Below are 26,353 nucleotides of genomic sequence, written 5' to 3'. Positions count from 1 at the left end.
GAGCTCCTTCCGGTGTATGCACCACGTCTGACCGGGTGCCGGTGCGTCAGCGTATCGGCCGGCCGGCTCGCCGTCCGGGCGGCAGGCCCTACTCTGAAGGCGTGCCCACCACGCTCGCCAACATGATCGTGCAGTCCGGACAGGTCGAGGAGCGCGACGCCGAGTGGCTCCACCAGCTCGTCGGCGACTGGCAGGTGATCGCCGACCTCGCGTTCGCCGACCTCGTGCTCTGGCTGCCCACGCAGGACGACGACTTCATCGTCGCGGCCCACTGCCGGCCGTCCACCGCCGCCACGGTCCACTACGAGGACATCGTGGGTCAGCGACCGTCGCCGGTGCGGCGCGACCTCATGGGGCAGACGGTGCTCGACCGCGGCATCCACGTGCGCGCCGACCCGCACGGCCGCGGCTCCGACGCGATGCGCGAGGTGGTGCTCCCGGTCGTCCACGAGGACCGGGTCGTGGGCGTCCTCACCCGGGAGGTGGCACTGCCGACCTCACGGGTGCCCTCCCGGCTGGACGTGTCCTACATCGAGATCGCGGACGTCCTGTGCGGGATGATCAGCCGCGGGGAGTTCCCGCAGGAAGGCTCGCCGACGAGCGCCCGCCGCGGCGCGCCCCGGGTGGGTGACGGGCTGCTGCGGCTCGACCCCGAGGGCCGGGTCGTGTACGCCAGCCCGAACGCGCTGAGCAACTTCCACCGCCTCGGTGTGATCGGCGAGCTCAAGGGGCAGGTGCTGGCCGAGGTCGTCACCGAGCTCATCGAGGACCACACGGCGGTCGAGGAGACGATGGCCGTCGTCGTCATGGGGCGCGCCGCCTGGCGCACCGAGATCGAGGCCCGCGGCGTCACCCTCTCGCTCCGGGCGGTCCCGCTCACCGACAACGGCGAGCGGCGAGGGGCGCTGCTGCTGTGCCGGGACGTCTCCGAGGTGCGTCGCCGCGAGCGAGAGCTCATGACCAAGGACGCCACCATCCGGGAGATCCATCACCGGGTCAAGAACAACCTCCAGACCGTCTCCGCGCTCCTGCGCCTGCAGTCCCGGCGCAGCGCCAACCCGGAGACGAAGGAGGCGCTGGACGAGGCCGAGCGGCGCGTCTCCACGATCGCGCTGGTGCACGAGACGCTCTCGCAGAACATCGACGAGGTCGTGGACTTCGACGAGGTGTTCGGGCGGCTCCTGCGCCTGGCCGCCGACGTCGCCTCGCCGGACTCCTCGGTGCGCACCGTCGTCGAGGGGACGTTCGGGGCGGTCGGTGCCGAGGCCGCCACCTCGCTCGCCGTCGTGCTCACCGAGCTCGTCTCCAACGCCGTGGAGCACGGACTCTCCGGTCGGTCGGGAACCGTCTCCGTCACCGCCGCGCGCGCGGGTTCCGACCTCGACGTGCGGGTGTGCGACGACGGTCTCGGCATCGAGGAGGGCCGTGTGCTGGCCGGACTGGGCACCCAGATCGTCGAGACCCTCGTGACCGGCGAGCTTCGCGGGTCGATCGACTGGCGGCGCCGTCCGGAGGGCGGCACGGTGGTCGACCTCCGCGCGCGGATCGGCACGCCCGGGCTGGACGGGACGTCGGGCCGCAAGCGGTAGCGGCAGCGGGTGGGGACGGCAGGAGCGTGACCGTGGAGGCGGAGTGACCGGGTCCGCGGAGCGGTCCCGCAGAGACGACGACGCCGCCGGTCTCCCGGCGGCGTCGTGTCAGTTCTGGCTGTGCGTCGAGGTCAGCCCGCGCGACGTGCGCGCGCGGTGCGCCGCTTCAGCGAGCGGCGCTCGTCCTCGCTGAGACCGCCCCAGACCCCTGAGTCCTGCCCGGACTCCAGCGCCCACTTGAGGCACGTGTCGACGACGGTGCACTTCTGGCACACGGCCTTGGCCTCCTCGATCTGCACGAGGGCCGGGCCGGTGTTTCCGATGGGGAAGAACAGCTCGGGGTCCTCGGTGAGGCAGGCGGCGCGGTGACGCCAATCCATTCGGGTCTCCTTAACGCATGCGTCGGACCATGAGTCTGCGGAGGGGGCAGCGGTCCGACGCGACGGGAAAACTGCTTCGACAACCCTGACACGCGGTGCCACCGACGACAAGAGGTTTCCGGAAAATTTCTGGCCGGTAAAGTGCGTGCCTTTCGTCACAGTGTGACGAGCCCCTCTGCGCTGTCCGGGTGCCTGCTCGTCCCGCCCTCCTCGGGTTTGCGTACCCTCGGAATTGTGACGAAAGAACCAGTTTCCGGACCCAGTTCCGGCGCGCGCGCCGGCCACGCCGTCCCGCCGCCGCTGCGCGCCGCGGGACTGTTGGTCCTCGCGGAGGCAGTCGTGCTCGTCGGTATGGCTGTCTTCTTCGTCGTCGATGTGGTAATGGGAGAGGTGCCAGCTCTCGTGCCGGTGCTCGCGCTCGCCGTCTTCTTCGTCGGGTTCGCGGCGATGCTCGGCGGCTCGGTGCGGGCGCTGTGGCGGGGGCAGCGCTGGGGCCGTGGTCCGGTGATCACGTGGCAGGTCCTTCAGGGGCTGAGCGTGCTCACCCTCACCGGCGTCCCGACGGCGCTCGTCGTCGTCGCCGTCCTGGTCGCCGTCGCGTCGGTCGTCGGCGTGCTCTGGCCCAGCTCGCGCGACTACGCCTCCGGCACCCGCGCGCCCGGTGCCGTCGTCTGAGGTCCAGGGAGCGCTCGTTCGCCGGCCCACGCGGGCCGTCCGCCCGCTGGCGGTCGTCGAGCTGGCCCGCCGGCTGGGCCTGCACGGTGTCGGCCTCAGCGTCGACGCGCTCGCGGAGGCGCTGCGCGCACGAACCTGACCGCAGGTGTCCCGGGCGGGGCGCGGGGTGTTCCGGACGGGTGCACCGTGTCCCGGCCGGGCTGCCCCTACGATGTGGGGCGGTTCAGCAGCAAGCCCGGACCGTACCCAGAGCCGGGAGACACGGAGGTTCACCGGTGGCCACCACGCGCCCCACGCACCTGGTCCGCACCGCCGTCGCGCTCGCCGCGGCCGGGCTCGTCCTCGCCGGATGCGCTGCCCAGCCCGGCACCGCCGCCACGGTCAACGGCACCGCGATCAGCGAGAACGACGTCGACGACGCGACCGCGGAGTTCATCGCGCTCACCGGCCAGGAGACGACGCCCGTGGTCGTCCTCAACACGCTGGTGCAGGCCGAGCTGCTCGCGCGATCGCCTCCGAGGCGGGGTACGCCTACTCCGACGCCGAGGTCGAGAAGTTCTTCCTCGAGCAGGCGTCCCTCTCCGGCGCCGGGGAGCGGCCCGACGTCGAGTCGCCGGCGTTCCTCGACCTGGGGCGCTTCCTGCTGCAGTACAACGAGATCTCCTCCTCCCAGGACGCGCAGGCCATCCTCACCGAGCTCGGCACCGCCGTGCAGGAGGCCGAGCTGACCGTCAACCCGCGCTACGGCCAGGCCAACGAGGAAGGTGTGATCGTGCCCACCGCGAGGGAGTGGATCCAGCAGGACGAGCAGGCCGCCACCCCCGCGGGCTGACGGCGTGCCGGCCGCGCGCTCCGCGTGGTGACGGTCACACCCGCCGGACGCCCCGGCGGGCGGATGGTCCCTCGCTGCCGGGATTGCCCCGTACTACGGTTGACGAGGTTCACGAACCCGCAACACCCACCGACTGAAGGAGTCACCTGTGGCCAGCATCGAGGCCGTTGGCGCCCGCGAGATCCTTGACTCGCGCGGCAACCCCACCGTGGAGGTCGAGGTCGCCCTGGAGGACGGCACCATCGCCCGCGCCGCCGTCCCGTCCGGCGCGTCCACCGGCGCGTTCGAGGCGGTCGAGCGCCGCGACGGCGACAGCTCCCGCTACCTGGGCAAGGGCGTGCAGAACGCCGTCGACGCCGTGATCGACACGATCGCCCCCGAGGTGCTCGGCATCGACGCGACCGAGCAGCGCATCATCGACCAGACCCTCATCGACCTCGACGGCTCCGCCAACAAGGGCAAGCTCGGCGCGAACGCCATCCTGGGCGTCTCCCTCGCCGTCGCCAAGGCCGCCGCCGAGTCGGCCGGCCTGCCGCTGTTCCGCTACGTCGGCGGCCCGAACGCCTACCTGCTGCCCGTGCCGATGATGAACATCCTCAACGGCGGCTCGCACGCGGACTCCAACGTCGACATCCAGGAGTTCATGGTCGCCCCCGTCGGCGCGCCCACCTTCAAGGAGGCGCTGCGCTGGGGCGCGGAGACCTACCACTCCCTGAAGTCCGTGCTGAAGTCCCGCGGCCTGGCCACCGGCCTGGGTGACGAGGGCGGGTTCGCCCCGAACCTCGAGTCCAACCGGGCGGCGCTCGACCTCATCCTCGAGGCCATCGAGAAGGCCGGCTACAAGCCGGGCGAGGACATCGCCCTGGCGCTGGACGTCGCCTCCACCGAGTTCTTCTCCGACGGCGCCTACCAGTTCGAGGGCAGGGCCACCTCGCCCGCCGAGATGGTCGCCTACTACGAGAAGCTGGTGGCCGACTACCCGCTGGTCTCCATCGAGGACCCGCTGAGCGAGGACGAGTGGGACAGCTGGGCCCAGCTGGTCTCCGAGGTCGGCTCCCGCGTGCAGATCGTCGGCGACGACCTGTTCGTCACCAACCCCGAGCGCCTGGCCAAGGGCATCGAGCTGCGCGCGGCGAACTCCCTGCTCGTCAAGCTCAACCAGATCGGCTCGCTGACCGAGACGCTCGACGCCGTCACCCTCGCCCAGCGCAACGGCTTCACCGCGATGGTCTCCCACCGCTCCGGCGAGACCGAGGACACCACCATCGCCGACCTCTCCGTCGCCGTGAACGCCGGCCAGATCAAGACCGGTGCGCCCGCCCGCGGCGAGCGCATCAACAAGTACAACCAGCTCCTGCGCATCGAGGAGGAGCTCGACGACGCGGCGGTCTACGCCGGCCGCAGCGCGTTCCCCCGCGCCGTCCGCGCCTGACGGCACGGACGGGCCCCCACGCCCGTCCGGCCGTGCAGACCGGATCGTGCCGGTCCGGTCTGCGCCCGACGCCGGGAGCCGCCGTGCGTGAGCTCGTCAACGACTCACGCGCCGTGGCTCCCGGCGTTCGCCGTCCCGGTGCGAGACGATGGAGCCCATGAGCAGCCGCCGACCCGCCGCGCCCCGCGCGCGGCGCCCGCGGGTCCGGGCCGATGACGGGCAGGTGGTCCGGGCAGTAGGGAGCGGGAACCCGTGGTAGTGCCGCATCGCGGTGACGCCGGCGAGGACGGGGGAAGAGGGCGCACCGCCGCGGCGGCCATGCGCGCGAGGGCGGGGACGGAGACGGTGCGGTCGAAGCCGACGCGCTCGCGGGTGGAGCCGATGAGCACCGTGCCGCCCGGGGTGCCTTCGACGACGGGGGGAGGACTGCAGCGCCGCGTCGCCGCTCGCGACGTCGCTGACGTACTCGGCGGCGTAGACCTTGTGCCGCACGGTGGGCGGCAGCGGCTCGGTCACCAGCACGAAGCCGCGGCGCGGCGCCACGGGCAGGTGCACGCCGGCGAGCGCGGCGACGTCGGCGGCCCAGGGGCCCGCCGCGTTGAGCACGGCACCCGCGGGAAGGTCCCCGGAGGAGGTGCGCACCCCGGTCACGCGGTCGCCGTCGCGCAGGAACCCGGTGACCGGCGTGCGCGGCAGCACCCGTACGCCGAGCTCGCGGGCCAGCCGCAGCAGGTGGGCGACGGCGAGCATGGGCATGAGCTGCGCGTCCTGCGGGTACAGCACGCCGCCCGCCAGGTCCGGCGCCAGGTGCGGCTCGAGGTCCGTCAGGCCGGCCGCGTCGACGGGCTCCGCCACGATACCGGCGGAGCGCTGGTGCTCCGCCAGGCGCAGCAGCGCGTCGAGGCTCGCGCCGGTCGAGGCGACGACGACGCCGCCCTTGGGCTCGAGCTCCCACAGGCCGCCGAACTCGCCGAGCTCCGTGCGCCAGACCTCGTTGGAGTAAAGGGCGAGGTCGAGCTCGGGGCCGGCCTCCTTGTCCGAGACGAGCACGTTGCCCTCGCCGTGGGAGGACGTGCCGCCGCCGGGCGCGCCCCGGTCGAGCACCGTGACGCTCAGGCCCGCCCGGGCGGCGAGGAAGGCGGTCGCGGCGCCGACGATGCCGGCGCCGACGACGACGAGGTCGGGGTGCCGCGTCACCGGGATCCCCCGCGGGCCGCCGGGCTCCGCCGTCGTCCGCCGGTCACAGGAGGAAACCGGCGGGGAACGGGTCGGTGGGGTCGAGGAAGTACTGCGCCGTGCCGGTGACCCAGGCCCGCCCCGTGATCGCCGGGACGACGGCGGGGTGCCCGCCGACCTCCGTCGCCTCGACGAGCCGCCCGACGAACCGGGTGCCGATGTACGACTCGTTCACGAAGTCCTCGCCGATGGGCAGCTCGCCCCGGGCGTGCAGCTGGGCCATGCGGGCGCTGGTGCCCGTGCCGCAGGGGGAGCGGTCGAACCAGCCGGGATGGATCGCCATGGCGTGGCGCGAGTGGCGGGCGGTCGAGCCGGGCGCCTTGAGGTAGACGTGGTGGCAGCCGCGGATGTCACCCCGCTCGGGGTGGACGGGCTCGGCCTCGGCGTTGATGGCGTCCATGATGTCCAGGCCCGCCCGCAGCAGGAGGTCCTTCGCGGACCGCTCGAACGGCAGTCCGAGCTCCTCCAGGTCGACGATCGCGTAGAAGTTGCCGCCGAAGGCCAGGTCGTACGTCACGGGCCCCAGCCCGGGCACCTCGACCTGCGCGTCCAGCGTGTGGGCGAAGGACGGGACGTTGCGGATGGTGACCGCCCTGGCCGCGCCGTCCTCGACCTGGACGTCGGCGATCACCAGACCGGCGGGGGTGTCGAGCCGGACGGTGGTGACGGGCTCGGTGACCGTCACCATGCCGGTCTCCACGAGCACGGTGGCGACGCCGATCGTGCCGTGCCCGCACATCGGCAGCAGCCCGGAGACCTCGATGTAGAGGACGCCGTAGTCGGCGTCCGGCCGGGTCGGCGGCTGGAGGATGGCGCCGCTCATCGCGCTGTGCCCGCGCGGCTCGTACATGAGGAGGGTCCGGACGTCGTCCGCGTTCTCGGCGAACCAGACGCGCCGCTCGGCCATCGTCCGGCCCGGGACCACCCCGACGCCGCCGGTGATCACCCGGGTGGGCATGCCCTCGGTGTGGGAGTCGACGGCGTGGAAGACCCTGCTCGTGCGCATGGTTGCCTCTCAGCGTGATCGGCGGTGGACGGGGTATCGGCGGCGCTGACCATACAGTGTGACATGTTACAAGCCGGTAACCGTGAGACACTGGGCTACCCGAACACTTCTGGAGGCCGCCATGTCGACGCCGTTCGCCCCGGTCGCGCCCGCGGCCAGCCTGCGCAGCCACGTGGAGGACTCGGTCGCCGCCGCGATCGTGTCCGGCCAGCTGGCGGCGGGGGAGCTGGTCTCGGTGCCGGGGCTCGCGCTGAAGTTCGACGTGTCGGCCACGCCGGTGCGCGAGGCGATGATCAACCTCCAGCAGCGCGGCTTCGTCGAGCCGGTGCGCAACAAGGGCTTCCGGGTCACCGAGGTCTCGCGCAAGGACCTCGAGGAGCTGGTCCAGCTCAGGCAGCTCGTGGAGGTGCCGGTGGTGCGCGACCTGGCCGGCGCGTTCCCCGACGCGCCCCGGGCGCAGCTCCGCGAGCAGGCGCGCGAGATCGTCGACGCGGCTGGCCACGGTGATCTCGCGGCCTACCTCGGCGCGGACATCACCTTCCACCGGGACCTCCTGGCGCTGTCCGGCAACACCCGCCTCGTGAGCCTCGTGACGGACCTGCGGCGGCAGACGCGGCTCACCGGGCTCTCCGGCATGCTCGACACCGAGCAGCTCCGCGAGTCCGCGCTCGAGCACGAGCGGCTGCTCGACCTCCTGGAGGCCGGTGACGGAGCCGGCGCCGAGTCGCTCATGCACCGGCACATCGGGCACGTGCTCGGGTGGTGGTCCGGCAACCCGGAGCCCGCCGCCGGCTGACCTCCCGCGGCTGCGGGCCGACCTGCGAGCGGCTGCGGCTGGCGTTCCGAGTGGCGGCCGGCTGGCCTGCCTGGCCGCTGTTGGCTGACCTCCCGAGCGGCTAACGGTCGGGCTTCCAGCGTGACCGCCCGGCGACGACCCGCCAAATCTTGGTCCACGGGGGGTATTGACTTCACCAGTGGCATGTCACATATGCTCTGCCGTCAATGCCGACCGTCTCCGTCCGTGAGGAGAGCCACCCCGTGGCCAGTGCTCTTGAGGTTCGCCCCCGTCCCGGTACCAGCGCTGCCGTGCGCCTGGCGGGAGTGCCCGGTCACGTGCTCGGGCCGGAGAGCGTGCGCCTGCGCGGCGGGCTGCTCGGCCGGTGGCAGGAGCGGAACGCCGCGGCCACCCTTCCCCACACCGTCCGCGAGATCCGGCGCGCGGGGAACCTCGAGAACTTCCGCCGCCTGGTCGACCCCGGGGCCGGCGCGTACCGCGGCCGGTACCCCTTCCTCGACACCGACGTGTACAAGACGCTCGAGGGGATCGTCTACGAGATCGCGCGAGGCACGGCGGGCGAGGACGTCGTCGCCTTCTACGAGGAGGCGGTCGGGCTCGTCACGCGGGCGCAGGACGCGGACGGCTACCTCGGCACGTACTTCCAGGGCCCCGACGCGGCGAAGGCGCCGTGGAGCGACCTCGCCTGGGGCCACGAGCTGTACAACCTCGGGCACCTGGCGCAGGCGGCCGTGGCTGCCCGCAGGCAGCTGGGGGACGACCGCCTCCTGACCGTGGCACGGCGGTTCGCCGACCTGGTCGTGCGCCGGTACGGAGCCGACGGCGAGGCCGGGTACTGCGGCCACCCCGAGGTCGAGATGGCGCTCGTCGAGCTCTACCGCGAGACCGGCGAGTCCGCGTACCTGCGCCAGGCCGAGCTGTTCGTCGAGCGGCGCGGGTCCCACGGCATCACGCACACGATCTTCCCGCCCGAGTACTTCCAGGACGAGGTGCCGCTAAGGGAGCTCGACTCCGTCACGGGCCACGCCGTCCGCATGATGTACCTGGCCGCCGGGGCCACCGACGTGGCGGTGGAGACGGGCGACGAGGAGCTCCTCGCGCGCCTGGTCCACCTCTGGGACGACATGGTTCGCACCAAGCTCTACCTGACCGGCGGCCTGGGCAGCCGCCACTCGGACGAGGCGGTCGGCGACCGGTTCGAGCTTCCGTCCGAGCGGTCCTACAGCGAGACGTGCGCCGCCGTCGGGCTCATGCAGTGGGCGTGGCGGCTGTTCCTCGCCACCGGCCGCGCCGACGTCCTCGACGTCTACGAGAAGGCCCTGTTCAACGCCTACGCCGTCGGACTGTCCGCCGAGGGGACGGCGTTCTTCTACGACAACCCGCTGCAGCGACGGCCCGACCACTCCCAGCGCAGCGGGGCCGAGAGCGGCGGGGAGCTCCTCCGCCGGTCCTGGTTCGGCTGCCCCTGCTGCCCGCCGAACGTGGTGCGCTGGATGGCCCAGCTGCAGGACCACGTGGCGGTGGCGACCGACCGGTCGCTGACGCTGGCCGTGCTCGCCCCGGCCGACATCACCTCGCCGGCCCTCGACGTCGCGGTCGAGACCGACTATCCGTGGGACGGCACGGTCACGGTGCGGGTCGGCCGCGCGGACGACGCGCCCGTCGCCCTGGCGGTCCGCGTGCCGCGGGCGGGCCGGGACGTCGCCGTGCTGGTCAACGGCGAGGCGTCGGCCGTGGGACCCGTCGACGGGTGGGTGGTCGTTGAGCGCCGGTGGGCCGCCGGTGACGTGCTCGAGCTGTCGTTCCGGATGCCGGCGACGGTGGTCGCCTCGCACCCCCACCTGGACGCGACCAGGGGCTCGTACGCGCTCGTGCGCGGCCCGGTCGTCTACTGCGTCGAGCAGCAGGACGCGCCGGCCGCCGTGGACGACCTCGTGCTCAGGCCGGCCGAGCTGCTGTCGCAGCGGCCGGTCCCCAGCCCCGTCGCGCCGGTGGACGCCGCGGACCCCCCTGCAGGGCTGCGACCACCAGGTGCTCGAGGCGACGCTCGCGGTGGTGCCGCCCGCGACGGAAGAGCTGTACCCGGACGTCGCGGAGATCGCGACGTCCGCGGACGAGGACCGGGCCGACGTCCGGTTCGTCCCCTACTACCTGTGGGGGAACAGAGACGTGGGTGCCATGCGGGTGTGGCTCCGCGGGAGCTAGGCAACGGCGACAACTACGTACGGGGAGAACCGTGAAACGATCAACCATCATCTCGGCCTCGCTGGCCGCTGTGCTCGCGCTGGGACTCGGCGCGTGCGCCGGCAGCGAGGGGCAGACCGGCTCCGACGGGAGCACCGGGAGCACCGGCACCGCAGGGGCGAGCTTCAGCACCACCCCCGAGGCCGGCGGCACCGTCTACATGCTGCAGAACACCGACTTCTCCTACCTCGACCCCGCCCGCGGGTTCGACGGCGGCGTCAACAACTTCTACCGGCTCGTCTACCGCACGCTGACGACGTCGGCGCCGGGCAACGCGGAGGACCCCTCGGCGATCGTGCCGGACCTCGCCACCGACATGGGCACGCCCTCCGAGGACGGCCTGACCTGGACGTTCACCCTTCGGGACGGCGTGAAGTTCGAGGACGGGACCCCCGTCACGTCCGAGCACATCAAGTTCGGCGTCTCCCGCGCCTGGGACCCCGAGATCGGCATCGGCTCCCCCTACGCCAAGCAGGTCATCGACGCCCCCGAGGGGTACGAGGGGCCCTACCGCTCCGGCCCGCTCGAGACGATCGAGACGCCGGACGAGCAGACGATCGTCTTCCACCTCAAGGAGCCGTACCCCGAGTTCGGCTACCTCGTGGCGCAGGCCAACTTCGCGCCCTTCCCCGAGGGCACCGGCGCCGGCGACGAGTTCATCAACGGGCTGATCTCCTCCGGCCCGTACAAGCTCGAGTCCTACGAGCCGGGGAGCCGCATCACCCTGGTGCGCAACGAGCACTGGGACCCCGAGACCGACGACGTCCGGGAGGCGTACCCGGACAGCTGGGAGTTCGTCATCGGTCTGGACGCGGCCACGATCGACGAGCGCATGCTCGCCGGCCAGGGCTCGGACGTCAACGCCATCGCCGGAACGGTCCAGCCGGCCACCCTCGCGCGGCTGCAGGACCCGCGCTTCGCCGACCGCACCCTCAAGCTCCCCCGGCGTCTGCACCACCTACATGTCCCTGAACACGACCAAGCCGCCGCTCGACGACGTCCGCGTGCGCCAGGCGATCAACTTCGCCGTCGACAAGGCGGCGGTGCAGAACGCCAGCGGCGGCACGCAGCTCGCCGAGGTCGCGACGACGATCCTCCCGCCGACGATGGGGGCCCGCCAGGAGTACGACCTGTACCCCAGCGAGGGCCACACCGGAGACCTCGAGGAGGCGCGGGCGCTCCTGGAGGAGGCGGGCGTCACCGACGGGTTCGAGATGGTCCTCGACACCCGGGCCCAGCCGAAGATCCAGGCGCAGAGCGAGGCCATCCAGGAGGCGCTCGGCGAGCTCGGCATCGACGTCCAGCTCAACGTCATCGACTCCGCGACGTACTACGAGACCATCGGCACGATCTCGCAGCAGCACGACGCGGCGATCACCGGCTGGTGCCCGGACTGGGCCTCCTCCGCCGGCACGTTCCTGCCGCCGCTCTTCCACGGCTCGAGCATCCTGGAGAAGGGCAACAGCAACCTCGCCCAGATCGACGACCCGGAGATCAACACGCGGATCGAGGAGATCCGTGCGATGACCGACCTGGACGCGGCGAGCGAGGAGTGGGGCAAGCTCGACGAGCAGATCATGGAGCTCGCCCCGATCGTGCCGCTGGTCTACGAGTCCACCATCACCGTTCCCGGGGAGAACGTCGCGGGGCTGTACTCCTCGCCCGGGGCCGCGACCGGAGGCATCGACCTCGTCCTCGTCGGCCTGAAGGACCCGGAGCGAGGCTGAGCGTGACGTTCACACTCGCGGCCGGAGCCGAACAGATCGAGAACTCGGGGGCGCCGTCCCAGGCGGACGGCGCCCCCGCGCCCCGGCCGCGGCGTCGCCGCAGGCGGGCCGGCAGGCTCGGCACCGCCCTCAGCGTCGGGTACATCGCGCTCGTCGTCCTCATGGCGATCTTCGCCCCGCTCATCGTGAAGGTGAGCGGGTGGTCGCCGTACGAGTTCGACCAGAGCGCGATCAACCCGGACCTGGGCGGGATGCCTGCCGGCCCCTGGGGCGGGATCTCGTCCGAGCACTGGTTCGGCGTCGAGCCGGGCAGCGGCCGCGACATCTTCGCGCGCATCGTCTACGGGGCGCGGGTCTCGATGTCGATCGCCCTCTCCGCCACGGCGCTGACCACCTTCATCGGGGTGGCCATGGGCGTGCTGGCCGGCTACTTCGGCGGCCGGGTGGACCAGGTCATCTCCCGCGTCATGGACTTCCTCATGGCGTTCCCCGCCCTGATCTTCATGATCGCTATCCTCTCCGCGCTGCCGGCCGGGAACCGCTCCACCCTGCTCGTCGTCGTGATCTCGATCTTCGGGTGGCCGTACCTGGCCCGCGTCGTGCGCGGCCAGACGATGTCCCTCGCCCAGCGCGAGTTCGTCGAGGCGGCCAGGGCCTCCGGGGCGAGCGACCTCGCCATCGTCTTCCGCGAGGTCCTGCCCAACCTCGGTCAGACGATCATCGTGATGGTCACGCTCGCCGTCCCGGGCTACATCGGCACCGAGGCGGGGCTGTCGTTCCTCGGCGTCGGCGTCGTGCCCCCCGCACCGTCCTGGGGGCAGATGATCGCCGCGTCGACCAACTGGTACGCGGTCGTGCCCACCTACTTCCTGATCCCCGGGGCGTTCCTCTTCCTCCTGGTCATGTCCTTCACCGTCCTGGGGGACCGGCTCCACTCGATGCTGGACGGGGAGACGCGCTCATGATCCGTTATCTCGCAGCCCGGTTCGCCGCCGTCACGGTCGTGCTGTTCCTCGTCTGCCTGTTCACGTTCGTCATCTTCTTCGTGCTCTCGCCGGACCCGGCCGTGCAGATCTGCGGAAAGACCTGCACCCCCGAGCGGATCGACCAGATCCGGGACAACCTCGGGCTCGACGAGCCGTTCCTGACCCAGTTCTTCGGCTTCCTCGGCGGCCTCTTCGCCGGGCGCACCTACGGGTCCGGCCCGGACGCCATCCAGTGCGCCGCGCCCTGCCTGGGCTACTCGTTCCAGTCGAGCCAGTCGGTCTGGGACATGGTCGTCACCCGCCTCCCGGTCTCGCTGTCCGTGGCGGTCGGTGCCGCGGTGCTCTGGCTCCTCAGCGGCGTCGCCGCCGGCCTGATCAGCGCGTTCAAGCGGGGCACCTGGATGGACCGCTCCGCCATGGTCGTGGCGCTCTCCGGGATCTCGATCCCCAACTACGTCCTCGCCCTGGTCCTGCAGTACGTCCTCGTGGTCCAGCTGCAGTGGCTGCCCTTCCCCCAGCCGGCGCCGCTGACGGAGGACCCCGGCCGGTGGTTCCTCACGTACCTGATGCCGTGGATCGTCCTCGCGTTCCTGTACGCGTCGATGTACGCGCGGCTCACCCGGGCCAACGTCATCGACACGCTGGGCGAGAACTTCGTCCGCACCGCCCGCGCCAAGGGGCTCGCCCCGCACCTCCTGGTGCGGCGCCACGCGCTGCGGCCGGCCCTGACCCCCGTGGTCACGCTGTTCGGCATGGACTTCGCCGGGCTCCTCGGCGGGGCGCTGATCACGGAGACGGTCTTCGGGCTCAACGGCGTCGGGAAGATGGCCGCCGACGCGATCTCCCAGAACGACCAGCCGGTCATCATGGCCGTGACCCTCCTCGCGGCCTTCTTCGTCATCGTCGGCAACGTCGTGGTCGACCTCGTCTACGCGGGCCTGGATCCGAGAGTGCGGGTGCGGACATCATGAGCGAGAACCTTCTCGAGGTCGACGACCTCACCGTCACGTTCGAGACGCCCGCGGGCCCGACCGACGTCGTGCGCTCGCTGAGCTTCGCCGTCGGCGAGGGCAGGTCCCTCGGCATCGTGGGGGAGTCCGGCTCCGGGAAGTCGATGACGAGCCTGGCGATCATGGGCCTGCTGCCCGGCGGGGCCACGCGCTCCGGGCGGATCTCCCTGCGCGGGCAGGAGCTGACGTCCATGTCCGAGCCGCAGCTGCGGAAGGTCCGGGGCGACCGGGTGGCGATGATCTTCCAGGATCCGCTCTCCTCGCTGAACCCGTACTACACGGTGGGACTGCAGATCGAGGAGGCCTACCGCTCGCACCGGCCGCGGGTCACCCGCCGCGAGGCGAGGCGTGTCGCCATCGAGTCGCTCGAGCGGGTGCACATCCCGGACGCCGCCAAGCGTGTGGACCACTATCCCCACCAGTTCTCCGGCGGGATGCGCCAGCGCGTCATGATCGCGACGGCGCTGTCCATGGAGCCGGACCTGCTCATCGCGGACGAGCCGACCACGGCCCTGGACGTCACGGTCCAGGCGCAGGTGCTCGACCTGCTCCGGGAGGTGCGCCAGGACACGGGCGCCTCGCTCATCTTCATCACGCACGATCTCGCCGTCGTCAGCGAGATCGCCGACGACGTGCTCGTCATGCGGCACGGCCGGCAGGTCGAGTACGGCTCCGCGGAGCAGGTGTTCTCCGCGCCCGAGCATCCCTACACGCGCGCCCTGCTGGACGCGGTGCCGAGGATCGACGACGACATCACGGACCTGCGGATACTTGCCGCAGAGCACGGAGGTTCCGCATGACCAGCCCGGACGTGCTGCTGCGAGCGCGCTCGCTCGTGAAGGAGTTCAAGGTCCGCGACGCCGGCGGCCTGCTCGGGCGCCGGCGGACCTTCCGCGCCGTCGACGACGTCACGCTCGAGATCCGGCAGGGCGAGACCGTCGCCCTGGTCGGTGAGTCCGGCTCCGGGAAGTCCACCACCGCGCGGCTGGTGGGCCGCCTGCTGGACACCACCACGGGCAGCGTCGAGGTCGACGGGCAGGACGTGACCCGGCTGAGGGGCAAGGAGCTGCACGGCTTCCGCTCGACCGTCCAGTTCGTCTTCCAGGACCCGTACTCCTCCCTCAACCCGCGGCACACGGTGGAGCAGATCATCACCGCGCCCCTGCGCTACCAGGGCCGCACGCCCCCCCGGCGGCGCCCGCGCCTTCACCCGGGACCTCATGGACCGGGTGGGGCTCGACCCCGACCACCACCAGCGCTACCCGCGGCAGTTCTCCGGCGGGCAGGCGCAGCGCATCGGCATCGCCCGCGCGCTCGCCGTCGGGCCTCGCCTCGTCATCTGCGACGAGGCGGTCTCCGCCCTCGACGTCTCCGTCCAGGCGCAGGTGATCAACCTCCTCCGCCGGCTGCAGCGCGAGGAGAACTTCAGCTACCTGTTCATCGCCCACGACCTCGCGGTCGTGCGGAACATCGCCCACCGGGTGGCGGTCATGAACCAGGGCAGGATCGTCGAGGCCGGCGACCGTGACGAGGTCTTCGACGCGCCCCGGCACGACTACACCCGCAAGCTGCTCGCCGCCGTGCCGCGGATCCGCCCCGAGTGGGAGCGGGCCAGGCGGGAACGGGAGGCCGGCCGGCTCGTGGAGGAGGGGGTTCGTCCATGACCGCCACGAGGGAGTACGCGCTGCCCGGGATCTGGGTGCGGGAGCACCGGGTGCCGGTCCCGCTGGACTGGTCCGACGAGGGCGGGCCCGGGATCGAGGTGTTCGTCCGGGAGCTGAGCGACCCGTCCCGGCGTCACGACGACCTCCCGCTGCTGGTGTTCCTCCAGGGAGGGCCGGGCGGGAAGTCGCCGCGGCCGGTGGACCGGACCGGCTGGATCGGCGAGGCGCTCGAGCGGTTCCGGGTCGTCCTCCTCGACCAAAGGGGTACCGGCCGCAGCACGCCCGTGGACGGGACGCACGTCGACGGCCTCGACGCCGTCGCCGCGGCCGACTACCTCTGCCACTTCCGGGCCGACTCGATCGTGCGCGACGCCGAGCACGTCCGGCAGGTCGTCTACGGCGGGCGGCGGTGGTCGACCCTCGGGCAGAGCTACGGCGGCTTCATCACCCTGACCTACCTCTCCACCGCCCCGGAGGGCCTCGCCGCCTGCTACGTGACGGGCGGGATCCCGGCCGTGCCGCCGGACGCGGGAGCCGTGTACCGCCACACGTACGACCGGCTCGAGCGCAAGAACGCCGAGCTCGTCGCGCGTTACCCGCACCTCGTCGGGGAGCTCGCCGAGATCGCCGACGCGCTGGACGCGGCGGACGTGCGGCTGCCCGACGGCGACCGCCTGACCGTGCGCCGCCTGCAGAGCCTCGGCATCGACCTCGGGATGGGCCCCGGGCCGCAGCGGCTCCACTGGCTGCTGACCGAGGCGTTCCGCGAGCCGGGCGTCCTCCACCCGAAGTTCCTCGAGGAGGTCCAGCTCCGCACGGCGAGCACCGACAACCCGCTCTTCTGGGTGCTGCAGGAGTTCATCTACGGCGACGGCGCCAACGGGCCGACCGGCTGGGCCGCACAGGCCGAGCGCGACCGGCGCCCGGCCTTCGACGAGCGGGCCCGCCCGCTGCTGCTGACCGGCGAGATGACCTACCCGTGGATGTTCTCCGAGGTCCGGGCCCTGCGTCCCTTCCGCCCCGCAGTCGAGGAGCTGGCCGGGCGCGAGGTCTGGAGCCAGCTCTACGAGCCCGAGCGGCTGGCCGCCAACGAGGTGCCCCTCGCCTGCGCGGTGTACTTCGAGGACATGTTCGTGGAGTCCGCGCTGTCCCTGCGCACGCTCGAGGGCGTGGGCAGCAGCAGGGCGTGGGTGACCAACGAGTTCGAGCACGACGGACTGCAGAGCGGACGGGTCCTCACGCGGCTCGTCGAGCTCGTCGAGGAGCAAGGAGGCGCACGCCGATGACCAGGACGACGCACCACCGGCCGCGCTACGCCGGTACCCGCCCCACCCGGCTCGCGGACGTTCCCGCGTTCACCCGGGCCATCGCCCAGGGCTGGGCCACCGTGCCGGTACCGGCCCCGGTTCCGCCCGGTGCGGCGACGGCCGCCGCCGACCACCGGCGCCGGCTGAGCGCCGCCCTGCCCGGACGGACCGTGGTCGTCGGCGCCGGGAGTGCGCCGGTGCGGAGCAACGACACGTACTACGACTTCCGCCCCGACAGCGACTTCCTGTGGCTGACCGGGTGCGCCGTCGAGGGCGGCGTCCTCGTCCTGCGGCCGAACGGGCGCGAGCACGACGCCGTCCTCTACCTCCCGCCGCCCGCCCGTCCGGGCGATCCGCGCTTCTTCTCCGACGCCGCCCACGGCGAGCTCTGGGTCGGTCCCTCGGCGGGCCTGGAGGAGTGGGAGGAGGCGCTCGGGATCCCCGTGCGGGCGCTGGGCGAGCTCGACGAGGTGCCGCTCGCCGGTGCGTTCGCCGGTCGGTGCGTCGACGACGAGCTGCTCCGGCGCAACGGCATCCAGCGGTCGGCCGAGCTCGACCGGGTGTGCTCGGACCTCCGGATGATCAAGGACGACTGGGAGGTCGGTGAGCTGCGCCGCGCGGTCGACCACACCGTCGACGGGTTCGCCGCGGTCCTCCGCGAGGTTCCGGCCGCGGTGGAGGGCCACGGCGAGCGGTGGCTGCAGGGCACGTTCGACCGGCACGCCCGCAGCGTGGGGAACGGTCCCGGGTACGCGACCATCGTCGGTTCGGCGGCGCGGTCGGCCACCCTGCACTGGGTGCGCTGCGACGGACCGGTCGAGCCCGACTCGGTCCTCCTGCTGGACATGGGCGTGGAGGAACGGTCCTTCTACACCGCCGACGTCACGCGGACCTTTCCGCCGTCGGGAAGGTTCTCCACGGCGCAGCGGCAGGTGTACGACCTCGTCGAGGCCGCCCACCGTGCCGGGATGAGCCACGTGCGTCCGGGCGCGCAGTACTCCGACTTCCACTTCGCGGCCATGGAGGTCATCGCCGAGGGGCTGCACGACTGGGGCCTGCTCGGGATGTCGGTCGACGAGGCGTTGTCGCCGGAAGGTCAGCTGCACCGGCGCTACCTCGTCTGCGGGATCGGCCACCACCTCGGCCTGGACGTCCACGACTGCGCCCACTCGGACTACGAGACGTACCAGGGCGCCACCATGGCGGCCGGCATGGTTCTCACCGTCGAGCCCGGGCTCTACTTCCACGCGCACGACCTGACCGTGCCGCCCGAGCTGCGTGGCACCGGCATCCGGATCGAGGACGACCTGCTCGTCACGGAGTCGGGCTCGGAGCTCCTTTCCGAGGCGCTGCCGATCGACGCCGACGGCATCGAGCGGTGGACGCAGCGCCACCTCGGCGGCGCGTAGGGCTCGGCACCGGGCGGGGTGCCTGCGCCTGCTCGCCGGCTGCGGGCGAGAGTTCGCCGCCCCTCTCTGGCGGTGCGCCAGACCGGCCATCCGCTCGCTGGCGGTGCGCCAGACTGGCCATCCGCTCCGCCGGCTGCGGGCGATTCCGCCGGGTGCCCCGCTCCGTCCCGGGCCGGCACGCGGCGATCCCGGGCGCACTCGGCGGTTTCACGCGCACTCGCCGGTCTCGCGCGCACTTGACGGTTTATGGGCGCGCGCCGCAGCCCCCGCCCTGCTCACGGCTGCGGGCGATACCGCCGAGTGCCCTCGGCCTCCCGGGCGCACGAGGTGATCTCGCGCGCACGCGGCGGTTTCACGCGCGCCCGACGTCAACGGGCAGCGTGCGACTGAGGTCACAGATCGGTCTCAATGCGTCGCGGTACGGGTCTCGATGCGCCGAGGGGGTCCCGCAGGTCTCTCCACTATGTAATGTGTGACACCCCATCGCCCGGCGGGGGTGCGGGCGGCAGACACAGGCGTTTCGGAAGGACTGACATGGCGAATCTCTCCCCGCGTGGCCGATCCCGGCTCCGCATCATGGCTGTCGGTGCCGTCTCGGCACTCGCGCTGGGCGCCTGCTCCGGCGGCGTCACCGGGAGCGGCGGCGACGAGGGCACCGAAGAGGGCCCCATCCGGCTCGGCATGCTCGCACCGTTCTCCGGCTCGGAGGCCGCCTTCGGCCCCTACATGGAGAACGGCGCCCAGATGGCGATCGACGAGATCAACGAGGCGGGCGGCGTGCTCGGCCGCGACCTCGAGCTGGTCACGGAGGACGACGCCTGCGACGCCACGAGCGCGACCGCCGCGGCCAACAAGCTCATCACGGCGGAGATCGTCGCCTCGGTGGGCGGTTACTGCTCCGGCGCGACGCTCCCGACGCTGCCGATCTTCTCGGGCGCGGGCGTGCCCATGGTGATCCCCGCGGCCAACTCCAACCAGCTCGTCGAGGCGGACGAGAACGGCGTCTTCCTCATCAACGGCACCGGCGACCAGCAGGCGCAGGCGGCCCTGGCGTGGGCGGAGAAGCAGGGTGCGCAGCGCCTGGCGCTCGTCGACGACAACACCGACTACTCCGCCGACCTCGCCGCCGCGGTCGCGGAGCAGGCCGGGGACGCCGGCATCGAGGTCGTCCTCGAGGAGTCCGTGACGGCCGGGGAGTCCGACTACTCGGCCAACGTCAACTCGATCCTCTCGGCCGACCCCGACCTGGTCTACTGGACGGGCTACTACCAGGAGGGCGGCCTGATCGCGGCCCAGCTGGCCGCGGCGGGCTACGACGGCGAGCTCCTGGTCGCCGACGGCACCGTCGACGCGAAGTTCGCCGAGATCGCCGGCGGCGCCGCCCAGGGCGTCGAGGGCACCTTCACCCAGACGCCCGACATGCTCGAGGGCGCCGACGAGTGGATCGCCAAGTACGAGGAGCTCTACGGCGAGGGTCCCGGCCCGTACTCGACCCAGGCCTACGACGCCGTCCGCGTCGTCGCCGAGGGCATCGAGCAGGCGGGCAGCACCGACTCCGAGGCGGTCATCGAGGCGATCCAGAACATCGACGGGCTAGAGCTGTTCTCCGGGCCGCTGAAGTTCACCGAGGAGGGCACCCTCTCCGAGGGTGGCTTCGCCATCGTCGAGGTCGGCCCCGAGGGCGAGTTCGTCCTCAAGGACGACCTGCAGGGCTGACGTGTCCGTTGCCCGGGGGCGGTGCTGACGCGCCGTCCCCGGGTGCCGCGCGAAGCCGCCACCGCCCGCACCCTCCCGGGAGGCACCCGCCGTGCTCCAGCTCGTCGTCGACGGCCTGTTCGTCGGCTCCTTCTACGCCCTCGTCGCCCTCGGCTACTCGATGGTCTACGGGATCATCAAGCTGCTGAACTTCGCCCACGGCGACGTCTACATGGTCGGCGCCTTCGCCGGCTACGTGCTCTTCTCCACCGTCACGGGCCTCGCCGCCAGCGGCGGCCTGATGTCGCTCCTGCTCGTGATGCTCATCGCCATGATCTTCACCGGGCTGCTCGGCGTCTTCGTCGAGCGGGTGGCGTACCGCCCGCTGCGGGGCAGCCCCCCGGCTCGCGGTGCTCATCACCGCCGTCGGCGTCTCCTTCATCCTGGAGTACGGCGTCCGTCAGCTCATGGGCCCGAACCCGCGCGTCTACCAGGTGCGCCTGACCGGCGAGACGTTCAACCTCCTCGGCGCGCGGATCACCCTGCCGCAGCTGATCCTCTTCGCCGTCGCCGCCGGGCTCATGGTGGCGCTGAACTTCCTCGTGATGCGGTCCCGTGACGGCCGCGCGATGCGGGCGATCGCGCTCGACCCGCAGGCCGCCAAGCTCATGGGGGTCAACGTCGACCGCGTCATCTCCCGCACGTTCTTCATCGGCTCGGCGCTCGCGGGCGCGGCCGGCGTGATGGCCGGCGCCTACTACGGCACGATCGACTTCCTCATGGGGTTCGTCATCGGGCTCAAGGCCTTCACCGCCGCGGTCATCGGCGGCATCGGGAACCTCTACGGCGCGATGCTCGGCGGGATCCTGCTCGGACTGCTGGAGTCGTTCGGCACCAACTTCCTCGGCGGTGAGTGGCGCGACGTCTTCTCCTTCGCCTGCCTGATCCTCTTCCTCTCCTTCCGACCGACGGGCATCCTCGCGCCCGCGTCGTGGAACGGATGTGACCGCCATGACCACCCGAACCACCGAGACCCGCACGGTGAGCGGGCTGACCTACCGGATCACGCCCCCCCGCCCCGACGCGCGAGCGCCCCGCCCCGGCTCGGGGCCTGCGGCAGCCGCGGCGCTTCATGTCGCTGGTCGGCGGGCTGCTGCTGCTCCTCGCGTTCGCACTGCCGTTCATCGACGCCTCGCCGTACACCATCTCCATCGGCACGTCGGCGTTCATCTACATCATGCTGGCGATGGGCCTGAACATCGTCGTCGGCTACGCGGGCCTGCTGGACCTGGGGTACTACGCCTTCTTCGCCGTCGGCGCCTACACCTCGGGCGTGCTCGCGACGAACGACATGCCGCTGGTGTTCACGATCCCGTTCGTCATCGTCGCGTGCATCGGCGCCGGCGTCATCATCGGCGGGCCGACCCTGCGTCTGCGCAGCGACTACCTCGCCATCGTGACCCTGGGCTTCGGCGAGATCATCCGCCTCACCGCCAACAATCTCGAGATCACCGGCGGCCCGTCGGGCATCAGCGGCATCCCGACCTTCGGCCTGTTCGGCTGGACCTTCCGCGACGGCGTGGACCTGTTCGGGATCCACTTCAGCGGCAACATCCTGCTGTACTGGACGGCGGTGCTCGCCGGCGGCGGCTTCACCGTCCTCGCCGTCAGCCGGCTCGGCCGCGGGCGCCTGGGCCGCGCCTGGCGGGCCATCAAGGACGACGAGGACGCGGCCGAGGCCATGGGGATCAACACCTACCTCACCAAGCTGGCGGCCTACATCCTGGGCGCGATCTTCGGCGGCCTCGCCGGCATCCTCATGGCGGCGCACCAGACGGCGATCAGCCCGACGTCGTTCATCTTCCTGAACTCGGCGCTGCTGCTCATGGCGGTCGTGCTCGGCGGGATGGGCTCGACCCCGGGCGTCATCATCGGCGCGCTCGTGATCTCCCTCGCGCCGGAGCTCCTGCGCGACTTCGCCAGCTGGCGCTACCTGATGTTCGGGCTGCTCCTCGTGCTCGTGATGCTGTTCCGTCCGCAGGGGCTGTGGCCCTCGACGGCGGTGCTGCCGTTCCTGCACTTCCGCGAGAAGGGTCGCTCGCCGCGTGAGGGGTTCACGGACCACCACGAGCCGGTCGAGAACATCGACAGGTCGGAGGAGCTGGCATGAGCGTCGAGAACCAGGGGAGCCGGGCGGGGGTCGACGTGGCGGCCAGCGCGGCCGAGTACCGGGCGCGCAAGGGGGGACGAGAAGCCGCTCCTGTCCGTGCGGGACCTGAGGCTGCGGTTCGGCGGGGTCAAGGCGGTCGACGGGCTGACCTTCGATGCCTACGCCGGGGAGATCATCTCGGTGATCGGCCCGAACGGCGCGGGCAAGACGAGCGCGTTCAACTGCATCACCGGGTTCTACCGGCCCACCTCCGGGGACATCCTGTTCGGCGGCGAGAGCATCGTCCGCAAGCTGCCGTCCTCGATCGTCAAGCTGGGCCTCGGCCGGACCTTTCAGAACGTGCGCATGTTCCGGGAGATGACGGTCGTCGACAACGTCAAGACGGCCATGCACGCCCGGATCAGGCAGAACGTCTTCGACGCCATCCTCCACACCCCCCGCTACCGGCGGGTGGAGGCGCAGTGCCTGGAGGACGCGCGCGGCTGGCTCGACTTCGTCGGGTTCTCGCTGGACGAGGACCTCCTGGCGTCCCAGCTGCCCTACGGCGAGCAGCGCCGGGTCGAGATCGCGAGAGCCCTGGCGACACAGCCGAAGATGCTGCTGCTCGACGAGCCGGCCGCGGGCCTGAACCACAGCGAGAAGCAGGACCTGATCGCGCTGATCCGGCGCATCCGGGACCTGGGCATCGGCGTGGTCCTCATCGAGCACGACATGGGTCTCGTCATGAACATCTCCGAGCGCGTCATCGTCCTGAACTTCGGGCGGGAGATCGCGGACGGAACGCCGGACGAGGTGAAGAACAACCCGCTGGTCATCGAGGCCTATCTCGGGGCGGACGAGGAGGACGAGTCATGACGACGGCGGAGCTCGAGCTGCGCGACGTCGACCTGTTCTACGGTCGCGTGCAGGCGCTGCGGCAGCTGACCCTCGAGGTGGGCGAGCACGAGATCGTGGCGCTGCTCGGCAACAACGGCGCGGGGAAGACGTCGACCCTGTCCATGCTGTCCGGCCTGTACCGCCCGCGGGCCGGCACCGTCTCCTGGCGGGGCAAGGACATCGCGCGCGCCAGGCCCTGGGACCTCGTCCGTGACGGGCTGATCCAGGTGCCCGAGGGGCGTCGGATCTTCTCCACGATGACCGTGCACGAGAACCTCCAGCTCGGCGGCTACCAGGCCTCAGACGCCCGCACGCTCGCGGCGAGGATCGACGACGTGTACCAGATGCTGCCGCGTCTGGCGGAGCGGCGGGCGCAGCAGGGCGGGACGCTCTCGGGCGGCGAGCAGCAGATGCTCGCGATCGGCCGCGCCTACGTCGGCAGCCCGCAGCTGCTGCTGCTGGACGAGCCGTCGATGGGCCTGGCGCCGCTCGTCGTCAAGCAGGTCATGGAGCTGATCAAGCAGATCAACGACGGCGGCACGACGATCCTCCTGGTCGAGCAGAACGCGCGGGCGGCGCTGCGGATCGCGGACCGGGCGTACGTCATCGAGAACGGGCACGTGACGCTCTCCGGCCCGGCCGCCGAGCTGGCGCAGGACCAGGCGATCATCTCGGCCTACATGGGCTGAACCGTCTCGTCGCGACAAGGCTGGTCCAACTGCCGGTCCTCCTGTACGGTGTGACATATTACAGCCGCGAGGAGTGAGCGGCTCGAGACGAAAGGTGTTGGCATGGCACGCGAGCTCAACCTCGGCGGGGTGGTCGTGGCGACCGCTCTGCCCTACAAGGAGAACCCGACAGCCCCGGCGGGGCTCGAGGTCGACTACGACCGGTTCGGCGAGCACTGCGAGTGGCTGATCGACAACGGCTGCCGCGGCGTCGGGCCGAACGGCTCGCTGGGCGAGTACTCGTCCCTGACCGACGAGGAGCGCCGGCGGGTCGTCCAGACGGCCGTCCAGGCGGTGGCCGGCCGCGGCGTCGTCGTCGCCGGTGTCCACGGGCCGGGCTGGCACCAGGCCAAGCACTGGGCGGAGCTCGCCGCCGAGGACGGTGCGAACGGCGTGCTGTGCCTGCCCCCGACCATGTACCGCTCGGACCGACGCGGGATCGTCGAGCACTTCGAGAAGGTCTCCGAGGCGGGCCTGCCGATGATGATCTACAACAACCCGTTCGACACCAAGGTCGACCTCACGCCGGACATCGTCGCCGAGCTCGCGGGCATCGAGAACGTCGTCGCGATCAAGGAGTTCAGCGCGGACGTGCGCCGGGCGTTCGAGATCAACGACGCCTGCGAGGCAGCCGGGACGAGCATCGACGTCATCGCCGGCGCCGACGACGTCCTCTTCGAGCTCATGGTCGACGGCGCGGTGGGCTGGTTCGGCGGGTACCCGAACGTCTTCCCGGCCGAGACCGTCGCCGTGTACAACTACATGGTCGAGGGCCGTTACGACGAGGCGCGCGAGATCTACCGCAGCCTCATCGCCGCGTTCCGCTGGGACTCCCGGACCGAGTTCGTCCAGGCCATCAAGCTCGGCATGGACATGGTCGGCCGCTACGGCGGCCCGAGCCGCCCGCCGCGCACCGCCCTGAGCCCGGAGATGGAGGCGCAGGCGCGCGCCGACACGCAGCGCGCCCTCGAGGCGCTCGCGCACCTCACCGCCACGACGGCGTCCTGACGGACGCTGCGGCGGGGCCTCCGGGGCGCTGCCGAACCGGCGGTCCTGGGGCGCTGCCGAACCGGCGGTCCTGGGGCTGCTCGTGCCTGCTCACGTGCGGCGCCTCATGCGTCGCTCGTGGCCGGCGGGCCGGCACCCTCGGGTGCCGGCCCGCCGTTTTCGCCGGACGACGTCGAGGTTCTGGTTCCAGATCGGGCGGGAACGCGCCAGAACCTCGATCTCGTCGGGGTCTTCACTCGAGGGCCGAACCTCAGCGCCGCCGGTGCGCGGGTATGCCGGGGCGGACGCGGAGAGACTCCGTCGGCCCGGTCATGGGACGGCCCGACCGCCGAGCGGGAGGTCGCCCGGACACGGCCGGGCCGTGGGCGACCGCCCCGACGAAGGCGACCGCTCCCGACGAAGGTGGCCGCCCCGACGCCGGCCGCCCCGACAAACGTGGCCGTTCCGACCGGGGCGGCCGCCGGAGGTCAGTTCACCAGGCGGATGGTGAGCGGGTACCGGTACCGCTCGCCCCGGTTCGCGGCGACCGCCGCGAGGATGATGAAGATCAGCGCGGCGACGTAGTAGAGGTACAGGATCGTTCCGATCCCGAAGGTGATCACCGAGACGATGGTGATGACGACGCCGAAGATCACCATCGTGATGTTGAAGTTCAGCGCCTCCTTGGTCTGGTCCTCGACGAAGGCGCCGCGCTCGCGGAGCACCAGCCAGATCACCAGCGGCCCGAGCAGCGGGAAGATCAGCGCGCTCAGGTGGGTGAGCGTGGACCACAGGCGCTGGTCGGCGTCGCTCATGATGGACGAGCCGTACTGCTGGTGGCCGGGCTGGCCGGCGCCAAAGCCGGGTGCCGCACCGGGCTGGCCGTAGCCGCCGGGCTGTCCGGTGCCGTACTGGTCCTGCTGGAACGAGCCGTACGACGGCGTACCCCCGGGCTGGCCGGCGCCGTAGCTGCCGGGCTGGCCCGCGCCGTACTGGTCCTGCTGGTACGAGCCGTACGACGGCGCCTCCCCTGCCGGGCCCTGGCCGAATCCGCCCGGCTGCCCCTGTCCGTACGCGGCTCCGTAGCCGCCAGGCGAAGACGTCTCTCCCGTCGCCCCGTACCCGGGGTGGCCGCCGTACCCGCCCTGTGCGCCCTCACCCGTCGACGCGGGCGGCGGCGGAACCGCGCCCTGACCGTACGGTGCACCACCGGCGGCGCCGGGACTGGCTTCGCCGCCGGCACCTGAGGCGGGGCGGGTCTCGCCGGGACCGGGCTCGCCGTACGCGGGCTCGCCGGGCTGGCCGTAGCCGGGGCTGCCCGGCGTGTGAGGTGCCGGTGGGGTGATTCCGCCGTCGTCTCCGGAGCGGTCCGGGGTGCCTGCGGTGCTGGACCCCTCGGGGTGGTTGGTCGTCATCTCGGTTCACCACTTCTGCTGTCGTGGCCGGTGAGAAAGCACCGGTGTTCTCAAGGATTCCAGGCCTTGCGGCAACGTACAGGGAATCTGGTCACGATAGGCAGCGGCGCAACGGCGACGCCGGTGATCCGGGTTGACGCACGCGCCCGCCGGTCGCCGACGCCGCACGGCTCGACGGCGCGGGGGAGA

24 protein-coding genes and 4 pseudogenes are annotated in these 26,353 nt (G+C 71.9%); 24 read left to right on the top strand and 4 right to left on the bottom strand.

What is annotated here, in order from left to right:
* The first annotated feature begins 122 nt into the window (after nt 1–122).
* The gene (locus DA06_RS07310; protein ID WP_043498694.1) at nt 123–1,589 is read left to right on the top strand and encodes a sensor histidine kinase; all 1,467 of its coding nucleotides are present in this window, start codon (nt 123–125) and stop codon (nt 1,587–1,589) included.
* A 131-nt stretch (nt 1,590–1,720) separates the two neighbouring features.
* Here the strand turns inward: DA06_RS07310 and DA06_RS07305 are convergent, their stop codons facing one another.
* Nucleotides 1,721–1,969, bottom strand: a complete 249-nt coding sequence (locus DA06_RS07305; protein ID WP_043498690.1) for a WhiB family transcriptional regulator — start codon at nt 1,967–1,969, stop codon at nt 1,721–1,723.
* Nucleotides 1,970–2,350: 381 nt separating this feature from the next.
* Between DA06_RS07305 and DA06_RS07300 the strand changes: the two genes are divergently transcribed.
* The 4 genes from DA06_RS07300 to eno all read left to right on the top strand — a co-directional run bounded on the left by DA06_RS07300 (nt 2,351) and on the right by eno (nt 4,908).
* Nucleotides 2,351–2,644, top strand: coding sequence for a hypothetical protein (locus DA06_RS07300; RefSeq protein WP_418607277.1), 294 nt, complete (start codon nt 2,351–2,353; stop codon nt 2,642–2,644).
* Nucleotides 2,631–2,783 carry a hypothetical protein gene (locus DA06_RS07295; RefSeq protein WP_418607276.1) on the top strand — a complete coding sequence of 51 codons (153 nt, stop codon included), beginning with the start codon at nt 2,631–2,633 and terminating at the stop codon, nt 2,781–2,783. The genes DA06_RS07300 and DA06_RS07295 overlap by 14 nt, the downstream gene beginning before the upstream one ends.
* Before the next feature lie 210 nt (nt 2,784–2,993).
* A complete protein-coding gene (locus DA06_RS07290) occupies nt 2,994–3,476 on the top strand; it encodes a hypothetical protein (protein WP_043498686.1) in 483 nt (160 codons plus the stop codon).
* 148 nt (nt 3,477–3,624) lie between these two features.
* On the top strand, nt 3,625–4,908 hold the full coding sequence (eno, locus tag DA06_RS07285; protein ID WP_043498684.1) for a phosphopyruvate hydratase: 1,284 nt from the start codon (nt 3,625–3,627) through the stop codon (nt 4,906–4,908).
* A 96-nt stretch (nt 4,909–5,004) separates the two neighbouring features.
* Here eno and DA06_RS07280 read toward each other — a convergent pair whose 3' ends face one another.
* On the bottom strand, nt 5,005–6,105 hold the full coding sequence (locus tag DA06_RS07280) for an NAD(P)/FAD-dependent oxidoreductase (RefSeq protein WP_418607275.1): 1,101 nt from the start codon (nt 6,103–6,105) through the stop codon (nt 5,005–5,007).
* Between the two features lie 43 nt (nt 6,106–6,148).
* Nucleotides 6,149–7,150, bottom strand: coding sequence for a proline racemase family protein (locus DA06_RS07275; protein WP_043498667.1), 1,002 nt, complete (start codon nt 7,148–7,150; stop codon nt 6,149–6,151).
* A 121-nt stretch (nt 7,151–7,271) separates the two neighbouring features.
* Between DA06_RS07275 and DA06_RS07270 the strand changes: the two genes are divergently transcribed.
* From DA06_RS07270 to DA06_RS07180, 19 genes and pseudogenes are all read left to right on the top strand, one after another.
* Nucleotides 7,272–7,946, top strand: coding sequence for a GntR family transcriptional regulator (locus tag DA06_RS07270; protein ID WP_043498665.1), 675 nt, complete (start codon nt 7,272–7,274; stop codon nt 7,944–7,946).
* 206 nt (nt 7,947–8,152) lie between these two features.
* Nucleotides 8,153–9,838: pseudogene (locus tag DA06_RS07265) on the top strand (glycoside hydrolase family 127 protein); the annotation flags it as partial.
* A complete protein-coding gene (locus DA06_RS07260) occupies nt 9,729–10,151 on the top strand; it encodes a hypothetical protein (protein WP_418607905.1) in 423 nt (140 codons plus the stop codon). The pseudogene DA06_RS07265 and the gene DA06_RS07260, both read left to right, overlap by 110 nt.
* Nucleotides 10,152–10,350: 199 nt before the next feature.
* Nucleotides 10,351–11,004, top strand: a pseudogene (locus DA06_RS07255) (ABC transporter substrate-binding protein); the annotation flags it as partial.
* Nucleotides 11,005–11,152: 148 nt separating this feature from the next.
* Nucleotides 11,153–11,917: an ABC transporter substrate-binding protein gene (locus DA06_RS07250; RefSeq protein WP_418607903.1), complete on the top strand. Its 765-nt coding sequence runs from the start codon at nt 11,153–11,155 to the stop codon at nt 11,915–11,917.
* A gap of 2 nt (nt 11,918–11,919) precedes the next feature.
* Nucleotides 11,920–12,882: an ABC transporter permease gene (locus tag DA06_RS07245; RefSeq protein WP_418607901.1), complete on the top strand. Its 963-nt coding sequence runs from the start codon at nt 11,920–11,922 to the stop codon at nt 12,880–12,882.
* Nucleotides 12,879–13,874: an ABC transporter permease gene (locus DA06_RS07240; RefSeq protein ID WP_043498663.1), complete on the top strand. Its 996-nt coding sequence runs from the start codon at nt 12,879–12,881 to the stop codon at nt 13,872–13,874. Before DA06_RS07245 ends, DA06_RS07240 begins: the two co-directional genes overlap by 4 nt.
* Complete coding sequence (locus tag DA06_RS07235; protein ID WP_052436472.1) at nt 13,871–14,713, top strand: ABC transporter ATP-binding protein; 843 nt, start codon at nt 13,871–13,873, stop codon at nt 14,711–14,713. Before DA06_RS07240 ends, DA06_RS07235 begins: the two co-directional genes overlap by 4 nt.
* Nucleotides 14,710–15,003 (top strand): annotated as a pseudogene (locus DA06_RS07230) (ATP-binding cassette domain-containing protein); the annotation flags it as partial. The gene DA06_RS07235 and the pseudogene DA06_RS07230, both read left to right, overlap by 4 nt.
* A 130-nt stretch (nt 15,004–15,133) precedes the next feature.
* Nucleotides 15,134–15,577 (top strand): ATP-binding cassette domain-containing protein, encoded by a 444-nt coding sequence (locus DA06_RS07225; RefSeq protein WP_418607273.1) that lies wholly within the window; start codon nt 15,134–15,136, stop codon nt 15,575–15,577.
* The gene (locus DA06_RS07220; protein WP_043498661.1) at nt 15,574–16,863 is read left to right on the top strand and encodes an alpha/beta fold hydrolase; all 1,290 of its coding nucleotides are present in this window, start codon (nt 15,574–15,576) and stop codon (nt 16,861–16,863) included. Before DA06_RS07225 ends, DA06_RS07220 begins: the two co-directional genes overlap by 4 nt.
* On the top strand, nt 16,860–18,293 hold the full coding sequence (locus DA06_RS07215) for an aminopeptidase P family protein (protein ID WP_043498658.1): 1,434 nt from the start codon (nt 16,860–16,862) through the stop codon (nt 18,291–18,293). The genes DA06_RS07220 and DA06_RS07215 overlap by 4 nt, the downstream gene beginning before the upstream one ends.
* Nucleotides 18,294–18,827: 534 nt before the next feature.
* Complete coding sequence (locus DA06_RS07210; protein WP_418607272.1) at nt 18,828–20,009, top strand: branched-chain amino acid ABC transporter substrate-binding protein; 1,182 nt, start codon at nt 18,828–18,830, stop codon at nt 20,007–20,009.
* Between the two features lie 160 nt (nt 20,010–20,169).
* Nucleotides 20,170–20,313: pseudogene (locus DA06_RS07205) on the top strand (branched-chain amino acid ABC transporter permease); the annotation flags it as partial.
* Between the two features lie 85 nt (nt 20,314–20,398).
* Entirely contained in the window at nt 20,399–21,244 is an 846-nt protein-coding gene (locus tag DA06_RS07200) for a branched-chain amino acid ABC transporter permease (protein ID WP_418607271.1), read from the top strand.
* Nucleotides 21,127–22,158: a branched-chain amino acid ABC transporter permease gene (locus DA06_RS07195; protein WP_418607899.1), complete on the top strand. Its 1,032-nt coding sequence runs from the start codon at nt 21,127–21,129 to the stop codon at nt 22,156–22,158. Before DA06_RS07200 ends, DA06_RS07195 begins: the two co-directional genes overlap by 118 nt.
* A 96-nt stretch (nt 22,159–22,254) precedes the next feature.
* Nucleotides 22,255–23,013, top strand: coding sequence for an ABC transporter ATP-binding protein (locus DA06_RS07190; RefSeq protein WP_418607269.1), 759 nt, complete (start codon nt 22,255–22,257; stop codon nt 23,011–23,013).
* On the top strand, nt 23,010–23,723 hold the full coding sequence (locus DA06_RS07185) for an ABC transporter ATP-binding protein (protein WP_043498655.1): 714 nt from the start codon (nt 23,010–23,012) through the stop codon (nt 23,721–23,723). Before DA06_RS07190 ends, DA06_RS07185 begins: the two co-directional genes overlap by 4 nt.
* 102 nt (nt 23,724–23,825) lie before the next feature.
* Nucleotides 23,826–24,770, top strand: a complete 945-nt coding sequence (locus tag DA06_RS07180; RefSeq protein ID WP_043498652.1) for a dihydrodipicolinate synthase family protein — start codon at nt 23,826–23,828, stop codon at nt 24,768–24,770.
* 467 nt (nt 24,771–25,237) lie between these two features.
* On the opposite strand, the gene DA06_RS07175 is transcribed toward DA06_RS07180, so the two are convergent.
* Complete coding sequence (locus DA06_RS07175) at nt 25,238–26,164, bottom strand: DUF4870 domain-containing protein (protein ID WP_052436471.1); 927 nt, start codon at nt 26,162–26,164, stop codon at nt 25,238–25,240.
* Nucleotides 26,165–26,353: the final 189 nt, after the last annotated feature.

The sequence above is a fragment of the Georgenia sp. SUBG003 genome (assembly GCF_000715355.2).
Lineage (GTDB): Bacteria > Actinomycetota > Actinomycetes > Actinomycetales > Actinomycetaceae > Georgenia.
The sequence above is the reverse complement of the archived record's forward strand: the minus strand, read 5'-3'. Positions and strand labels throughout refer to the sequence as shown.